Consider the following 8,594-nt stretch of genomic DNA (forward strand, 5'->3'; position numbering starts at 1 on the left):
CACCTACCTCATAAACAGGTATGTTATTATCAAATTTCCTAATTGCTGGTAATGCATTGACATCATCAGCTTGAAGTACAATATCTGTGTTTAACGTTTTGTTATTAATTTTTCTAATATTTGGTACTTGATTATTGGCTAGATCACATACCTTTTTAATCGCTTTTGGTGTGGCAGCCTCAGTTTCTGATTCGCTATTAATTTCTGAATTAAGTTTAACTACCCCTTTTTGGAATAGGCTGGCATTTGGAATTTCTTCCTGCGTTTTTTTCCATTTTGTTGTACTTGTAGTAGGTATTGCGTTGTCATTTTCAACTATCGCAGTATATAACACACCATTATATTTGATAATTGCATTAGCTGGATAAGTGACTTGTTCACTCCACTCGGGCACACCTTGCTGTAGCAAATACAACATATTTTTGTCAATACGATTAAATGCGCCGTTCATCCATTCCATAGGGGGCTTGGAAGCTGTCTGGTCAATTGTGACCCCCCACCCTCTAGTTACATCGGGGAACTCGGCATTTTCCCCTTTTTTTGCCGAATCAGCAAAAATCAAATAATCTGGTTTATTCTGTATAATCATTAAGTTAATCCTATTTCTTGAAGTCTAACAAATTTGCCTAGATTAAATGCGTATGATTCATTATCTTGCGCAAATCCAAACGGGTTGTTATTCGTTAAAATTAAAATTCGATACATGACCCCTACTGGGCGAACTAAAATATCCATTTTGCTAATTGCATATAGTGTTAATGAATTAAGTTGATCACCATTAATCATGATATTCATAGTCATGTCTTGTAAATCAATTACATTACAGTTGTCACCAATAACAAATTTTATTGATTTAACTATGTTTGCAATCTCGCCATTTTGATAATTTTTCGTTATTCTTGCTTTAATAAAAAAGCGAAAATCATTATCATTAAGCACGACTGATGCTGATAATGCATCACCATATCGGTAAAATTCGCCAATATTAAAAGATAAAGCAGTTCTATCTTTTAAAAATCCGAAATATTGTTTAGCAATTGCTGAAGGTAACAACCTTGAAACACCAACATGATAACCAACCAAATCCAGCGCGTAACCAGTGGCATCATCAATACTAAGGATATCCGTTGTTTGAATAACATTTTTAAATGTATTAGTGCTTTCTTTGTAGATTGCTTTGATTGTGCCTAATGCTTTTGGTTTGGTGCGATATTGCCAAATTAGAAAATTCTCTCTATCCATCAATTAGCACCTCAACATTGGTTATTTGTGCATATTGTCTGTAATCAATATTAGCAATATCTGAATCATTAACGGTGAGTTTTTTAATGTAAAAACCATCCACTAAATTGATATTTGATATAATACGTGAAGCATAAACATTCTCACCAATATCAAAATCAAGGCTTTTTAAATTCGTCTTAATTTCGTCGGTATTAATATCATTAAAAGATTTATAACGTCCGATTATCATTGATACATTAATATCAATTTTTTTAGGTCTATCAAAGTATACTTTTCTTGAAACGTTATCTAACAAATAAGCACTTTCAACTTCACCAAATATACCGCATCCGCCAATTTTCTTTTTGGTAATAACTTCTGCTATTTTTTCATCCGCCCCACCAAGGATCACGGCATTAAATGAATGAGCGGGAATACCTTTTTCGTCAGTTTGATTGGTATAGTTTTCGTAAACAATACATTTAGTCACACCCGTAATATTCATTAATGCTGACTGCATACCCTGCCGGTCATCATAATTATTTATTGAATGTGACAACATAAACCTTTTTAATAGTTGTGCATCGGTTTCTTCATCAACTCCGCCATAACTAGCTGTCTTAGCAGTGATTTTCTCAACTCCGATAATAATAGTGCTGGGTGAAAATTCATCTAAGGCATTAACGGTATAATTACCCAACTCTAGCGATCTAAATTTCACTCTAGCACTACCTAGTTCGTTTAATGTTATTTGTTCAGTCGTTATCCATTTATTTTTATTTTTATCAATATAAATAGAGTTGTTAGGTACTAACGTTTTAGGTATTCCATTAAAAATGACTTCATCAATATAGGAATAAGAAGCACTAATTCTGGTTATACCAGCATACATGGCTCGTTGCTCTAGCCAATGCCCAGTCGCTTGGTACGGGTCTAGCATTTGCACAATAAACGAAACCGCTTGATGTATATTTGCTAATTCTTGAGAGAACAATCCCAATAATTGTCCATCTGGTGTATCACTTTCAAGGTTGACATCCTCTCCATAAATTGACTTAAACGCATTAACCAATCGATTTTGAATAGTATATAAATCATCGATTTCGATGCCTTTATCTGTTATCTGTAACATTAAATGATGCCTCGTTAGTTTTGTTAAATTTATCGGTATAGGTAATTTGGATTAGAAATTCACGCGTTTGTGTATCCAGTAAAATATCAAATTCATCGATGCTAATAACTCCGTCAACCTTAAAAATTTCGGTTCTTACATCAACTTCTAGTTGTTTTGTATTTGGATTTTTAGTGAGAAAATCAAACCACGCTATGCCGTCATTACGGTTTAAAAACCAGTCTCGTTTTAATGCTAATAATTTGGTTTTCACGCACTGGACTATCGCATCTGAACTTTGCAAATAGTTACCTAAACCGTGCCCAAAAGTCCAATCATGATTCTTATCAAGTTCTCTAACCTTCATTTTGGTACTCCTGTTGTACTATTGCCACTTTGTACCCCTATATGGGTATGTGTATTTAAATCAATGCCTTTATTGGTTTTAACGTCTTGTGCTGTTATCGTGCCTGAACTGTTTGTATTACCGTTTGTTTGGTTAAAGCTACCTGTTTGATTGTAGTTGCCAACCTGCTTTACATTACCTTCATGTTCAATATTACCTTTAATATAGATAGTTCCATTTATTAACCGAATATGGGTTTGTCCATCATCCGTTTGCATTGATACACCTTCATGATAAAAATCTGGAATTTTATTTGGCACACTATTACAACCAACAATAAAAAAACCATCACTTAAATCATTAATTCGGTTATCAAGTGGTTTTGATGCATTACCTGATGCAAACCAGCCATCAATACAACGACTGGAGAACACGACAAGCCCCTCGTCTCCAGGTTTAATAGGAACGGTTATACAAAATCCGCCAGCATGAGGGAACTGAGCAGGAACATCAACCAATGGCGGGATTGATATTTCCTCGCCATTGGCTAACACTCTATTTATCATAGGTTTACATTGAACAGTATGACCATCGAAAGAAATGACACTAGCAGGTAATGCTGTATAGATATTTGATTGAGCACGCTTGATTTGGTTTTCAATTGCTTGAAATAATGAATCTGTCATACTGTTCTCCAGACAATAAAAAACCCGCACTAAGCAGGTTGTTATATAAACGTTAAATAATCCCTTTCTTGTGAGGGGGTTGGCTTAAGCGATAATGGCTTTTAATATATTAATAATATGTTTGCATTTTAGTCGACAAAGAATAAAAAAAATTTAGATGTAATGATAAGACATCAAAAGTAGATTTAAAAACAGATAGTTTTTAATTATAAATTACAAAAAAACACATCTTGTTTAAGTTATAGCCAAATTAAAAACTTGAAGATAATTGCGAATTTGATCTATTTTTACAAGAATATGCCGGAGATAAAAGCTCGTTTAGTATGATTTATTAGAATCACTAATTAAAATGCAAAATTACGGCTTTTTAGGCCAACTGATTTCAGGTGCAGAATTAACATCAACTCGATTAAGTAAAGCTCGATATTTTTTCCATGCTGTATGCGCTACTTTTTCTTTATTCGTTGCTATTTTTGAATCAATCGCATCTTGCAAATAGCTGATTTGCGTTGATGCTTCGTTTAGCAATTGATTTTTTTGTGCGGATGCCATTTCTATATAATATTGATGCTGTTTATCATTATCTAAGAGCCATTTTTTACCATTCCATGAATCAAATTCGGTATTTGGTTTCAATAATGTGTAACCATCAGGAATATCACCAATGTCTTGCATGACCGATTCCACCCCCGTTTCAGTTGAATAAATAGTTTGACCTCGATAATCACTTGGGTAAATCCATTTTGAATCTTGGCGAACAATAGCTTTACCCTCTTTAACTGATTTTGGCGCATCTATATACGAATAAGCAGGTAAACCAACTCCAATCGGTAAATATTGATAAGTGGCGCTGGTAAACTCACCTGTATTTGAATTAACATTATAAATCAATACCCAACCTGCAGTTGTTGTTAATCCGTCTTTATCTAAAATAGCGATTTCTGGTTTTAATTGATATTTCATTATTTTTCTCCGTTATTCTGCTTTAACTATATACATAAATGCAACGTTAATAGGTCGAGTTTCATATCCAACACGATCGGTAGGATTTAAATCATTCCATTCAGTAAAAACTTGATTATGGGAAATGCTACCATTAGTGCCATCATTTGTGTAATAGAGCGCATTATCAAAATCACAATTAAAACCAGCTCCATGCCAAATTCCAGATATACCTGTTGAACCAAAGGGTGCAGATCTATCCATGTAAGTTTTTGAAAATTGACTACGGTTTTCACCCCAAGCCATAACATGTTTGTGTGCTGCCAATTGATGGTTTTGCCAACCCAATATTGCTCGTCCTGGATCTACCCCGCGTCCATTATCCCATCCTCTGATAAATTCACCACGCAAATCTGGCAAACTTCCCCATGGGTAAGCCTTTGCTAGCTCAGGAAAGCAATTAACATCGAACGATGCTCCATTACATTCAAACCACCCTGCTGGAGGAGTAGACTGAGGCCATGGTAATGGAATGCCAACAGGTATACTACCTCTAACAAATTTATCTAAATCTAATATTCTATTAGCAGGCACATAACCTTCGACCAGCACTCCATTATCAGTAAATCCCCATGGCAAACGCTCCTGAACTCGATTGTACATACCAACCAAGCCATCATCACGAACAATTAAATAAAAACGTTTATCATGCGAATAAACTCGTGATTCAAATCCGTCTGATTGAAATTTATCAGTTATATCATTTATTCTATTGTTAGTTAAATCAAAAACAGTTTTAACCGCTTTTGGTGTTGCAGCCTCAGTTTCTGAATCACTATTAGTTTCTGAATTGAGTTTAACCAAACCTTTTGTTGTTATGCTAGCATTTGGGATCTCTTCCTGTGTTTTTTTCCATTTAGTTGTGTTGGTAGATGGTCTAGCATTATCGTTTTCAACTATTGCGGTATATAAAATACCGTTATATTTAATAATTGCGTTTGCAGGATAGGTGACTTGTTCACTCCACTCGGGTACACCTTGTTGTAGCAAATACAGCATATTTTTATCTATGCGATTAAATGCGCCGTTCATCCATTCCATTGGTGGTTTGGATGCGGTTTGATCGACAGTAACCCCCCATCCTCTACTCACATCGGGGAATTCTATATTTTCCCCTTTTTTTGCTGAATCAGCAAAAATCAAATAATCTGGTTTCTTTTGTATAATCATTGAATTAATCCTATTTTTTGAAATATAACTAAATTGTAGGAAAGATTTTGGTGAAGTAACCACATCAAGCTATGTTATGATCACAGTGTAAAAACTAATTCTACTTTAATAATGTCAATAATTTGTTTTTAACATACTGCACTATCAGCTCTGATTTATTTAAATAGTTAACTATTCCACTCACAAAAGCCCATGGCTGATTTATAGTTGCCGTCTCACAAATTGGTGATTTACTATATGCCGAATTAAGAACATTTGACATGCGCTTAAATTGCTTAAAATAATAAATCTGGAATATTTTTCCTATGATTTTTTGACAATAAAAAACCACTTAAAAGTGGTTATATGATGAACTAGCTCGAACGCTGAAAAGGTAACTTAATAATAAAATAATTTAGCGCTAAATAAAATATGTGCCTTTATTTAATCAAATTTTCTCAAAATTACCACCTGTGCAAACTAATTTACTATGCCAGTTACTACCGTATAAATCACCATTATGTTCTATCGTTTTTATTTTATAGTCGCCGTTATATTCGACTAGCTTTGATTCAATTCGTACAAGCGAACCAATTCTATAATGAGGATTACATAATGTTGTAACTTCTACTCCCTCATTAGTTTTATTAGGACTCCCTATCATGCCAGTAGTTCGAGAAATAACCCAACCTTCATTATTTGCAAGAGCTTTGTCTTTAGGGATGACAACAAGCTGATCATCTTGAATAGACCAATCAGCATTATTGTTAATGGCAATTTTATGCATAGCTTCGCGAGTATCACACATTAACACCTTACCTCTTGGCAACACTCTATCATTAGGAAGATTAATACTACCCTTTTGAAGGCCGAAACTACTAGCTGCTTCATTTAAAATAACATTGTCAGTTTGTCCTTTCCCCATAGTTTTAATAATGGTTTTTTCAGTGAATGCTCGATGACCATCACCACATCGCATAGTGGTAATCATATCCTGACCGCTTAATTTATTTTCAATAGTCAGAATATCACCGCAAAAAATCATCCTAAGAACATCTTCTTTATAACAGACATATAATTCTAAAAAATGATATTGTTTGCTAGTGATTAAATTGCGATTGGAGTCATTGAGATTATAGACGGATATTTCGCCGGTATTAGGCTCAGATGATAATGTCTTCTTGATTGAAAATGTCACTCTTAAATTATTAATAACTATGCTTTCTTTACGATTACCTATTTTAAGCTCTAAAACCCTGCCGAATTGCCGCACGATATTCTTCCTTAGTCATTATTAAAAGTTGCATTCGATTGTTTAAATCAGATTGAGAAATTGCATTAATTCCCAACGTTGATTTATCTACCAATACTAAAACAAATGGAAAGTTATATTCAATCAAAGAGGGACTACTTACCGATAACCCTTTATTTTTAGTTATATATTCATCATTATCAATATTAAACAAATCGAATTGATAACCCGTTAATATTGCGTTATATCTCAGCGTTAAACGTAAATTCATGTTGTATAGGGAGAACGATTGTTCCAATATATCATCCTGTGTTGTTTTTATAATATACATATTAAATCTCTATGGTTTAGACTTTGCATTTGTGGAAAGATTTGCGATGGTCTTAGTAATGAATGTGTATAAAAAAACATTACTGTTCAACTATTTTTTTCCCTTAGCTTTTTCAACTTTTTGGGGTTGAGTTTTACCAAGATTCTTAACCCGTGGTTTTGGTATATTTAAACCACTTGCCGTTTGAGTTTCAACGATAAAAATTTCACGAAATGTTAGTGTAAACTCACCACTAGTGTATTGATTTTGAGTAAGTCCAACCGAAGTTATGATCATGTTCATATACTGTTTAATATTGGTTTGCAATATTACAGGCTCACCACTCCGCTGTATAGCTAATAATTTTTCGTAAGCATCTGCGATTCTATCTGACGATAAACTATTTAAAAGTGGTGACTGATAGTCTGGTAGAAAGTCAGCAACAACTTGATTGACCACTTTTGTGCCTGCTTGAAAATATGATGCATAACGGTTTACCATATTTTCAGCCTGAGCAGTTACCGTTTTAATCGGCATTGGTAATGGATATTCGGAAAATTTAAAACCGAATAAATTATCAAATGAAAACGTATTAGTCTCATAACCAACTACTAAACCCGTTACATTTATCTCTTTAGGATCTAATACTGCATGATCTGCAATATTAGCCCCACTTTCAATCGGATTTTCCGTTACTCGTAACTTTGATGTATGTTGTTCAACCGTGTTGATATCAAGACTAAAAGTGAAATTATCACTGATTATTAATCCGCTATCTTTTGATGATTTATTTAATATAGATTGAAACATTAGTTATCACCCCATTGCTGTAACTGAGTTATCATTTATTCGCCTTATCATATCATCAACAATGTTATAAACGTTATTAAACCCTTCTTGAGGAGTTGTAACATACATCGTATTGTTAACTGTTATTGTATTATTGTTAACTTTATTGTTCGGTGTAATACAGCAATTATTTTTCGGTACGATACAGCTATTTTTTGCAGCATCAGGTTCTAATTTAGTTGCCATTTGTGTTTTTGAGATTTTTTTCGTAGTAGTCGCTATCTCTTTTTCATTATCGTTAGAAGATAAATCATCATCTTCTTTATCATCTCCACCAAAACCAAAAAAGGATAAAACGCCCTTAATTTTATTTTTTACTACGTCAACAAATCCAAAAAATTTTTCTTTAATCCAAGCTATACCATCACTAAATGGAGCCGTGATAAAATCAAGCACATTAGAAAAAATGCTACCAAATTGTTCAGTGAAAGACGATACAATACCCATCCCTGAATCAAAGAGTCCTTTGACAAAATTCCAAGCCGCTTCAAACGGAGCGGTGATAAAACCAAGCACACTAGAGAAAATACCGCCTAATAGATCAGTAAATGACGATCCTTCACCTAACCACGAATCAAAGAGTCCTTTGACAAAATTCCAAGCCGCTTTGAACGGAGCGGTGATAAAACCAAGCACACTAGAGAAAATACCGCCTAATAGATCAG

10 protein-coding genes and 1 pseudogene are annotated in these 8,594 nt (G+C 33.9%); all 11 read right to left on the bottom strand.

Annotated features, from left to right (window positions below; translation table 11 throughout):
- The coding region (locus tag Q0K76_RS12710) for a tail fiber protein (protein ID WP_294616047.1) at positions 1-589 on the bottom strand (589 nt) is incomplete at its 3' end.
- Complete coding sequence (locus Q0K76_RS12715; protein WP_294616048.1) at positions 589-1,242, bottom strand: DUF2612 domain-containing protein; 654 nt, start codon at positions 1,240-1,242, stop codon at positions 589-591. The genes Q0K76_RS12710 and Q0K76_RS12715, both read right to left, overlap by 1 nt.
- Positions 1,235-2,356, bottom strand: a complete 1,122-nt coding sequence (locus Q0K76_RS12720) for a baseplate J/gp47 family protein (RefSeq protein ID WP_294616049.1) — start codon at positions 2,354-2,356, stop codon at positions 1,235-1,237. Before Q0K76_RS12720 ends, Q0K76_RS12715 begins: the two co-directional genes overlap by 8 nt.
- Positions 2,337-2,702, bottom strand: a complete 366-nt coding sequence (locus Q0K76_RS12725) for a hypothetical protein (RefSeq protein ID WP_294616050.1) — start codon at positions 2,700-2,702, stop codon at positions 2,337-2,339. The genes Q0K76_RS12720 and Q0K76_RS12725 overlap by 20 nt, the downstream gene beginning before the upstream one ends.
- Positions 2,699-3,367, bottom strand: coding sequence for a Gp138 family membrane-puncturing spike protein (locus Q0K76_RS12730; protein ID WP_294616051.1), 669 nt, complete (start codon positions 3,365-3,367; stop codon positions 2,699-2,701). The genes Q0K76_RS12725 and Q0K76_RS12730 overlap by 4 nt, the downstream gene beginning before the upstream one ends.
- 357 nt (positions 3,368-3,724) lie before the next feature.
- Positions 3,725-4,330: a tail fiber assembly protein gene (locus Q0K76_RS12735; RefSeq protein WP_294616052.1), complete on the bottom strand. Its 606-nt coding sequence runs from the start codon at positions 4,328-4,330 to the stop codon at positions 3,725-3,727.
- A gap of 12 nt (positions 4,331-4,342) precedes the next feature.
- On the bottom strand, positions 4,343-5,539 hold the full coding sequence (locus tag Q0K76_RS12740) for a tail fiber protein (RefSeq protein WP_294616053.1): 1,197 nt from the start codon (positions 5,537-5,539) through the stop codon (positions 4,343-4,345).
- Between the two features lie 427 nt (positions 5,540-5,966).
- On the bottom strand, positions 5,967-6,791 hold the full coding sequence (locus tag Q0K76_RS12745; RefSeq protein ID WP_294616054.1) for a hypothetical protein: 825 nt from the start codon (positions 6,789-6,791) through the stop codon (positions 5,967-5,969).
- A complete protein-coding gene (locus Q0K76_RS12750; protein ID WP_294616055.1) occupies positions 6,760-7,068 on the bottom strand; it encodes a hypothetical protein in 309 nt (102 codons plus the stop codon). Before Q0K76_RS12750 ends, Q0K76_RS12745 begins: the two co-directional genes overlap by 32 nt.
- A 123-nt stretch (positions 7,069-7,191) precedes the next feature.
- Positions 7,192-7,890, bottom strand: a complete 699-nt coding sequence (locus tag Q0K76_RS12755; RefSeq protein ID WP_294616056.1) for a phage baseplate protein — start codon at positions 7,888-7,890, stop codon at positions 7,192-7,194.
- 6 nt (positions 7,891-7,896) lie between these two features.
- Positions 7,897-8,594, bottom strand: a pseudogene (locus Q0K76_RS12760) (hypothetical protein); the annotation flags it as partial.

This window comes from uncultured Gilliamella sp. (assembly GCA_945271295.1).
Taxonomy (GTDB): domain Bacteria; phylum Pseudomonadota; class Gammaproteobacteria; order Enterobacterales; family Orbaceae; genus Gilliamella.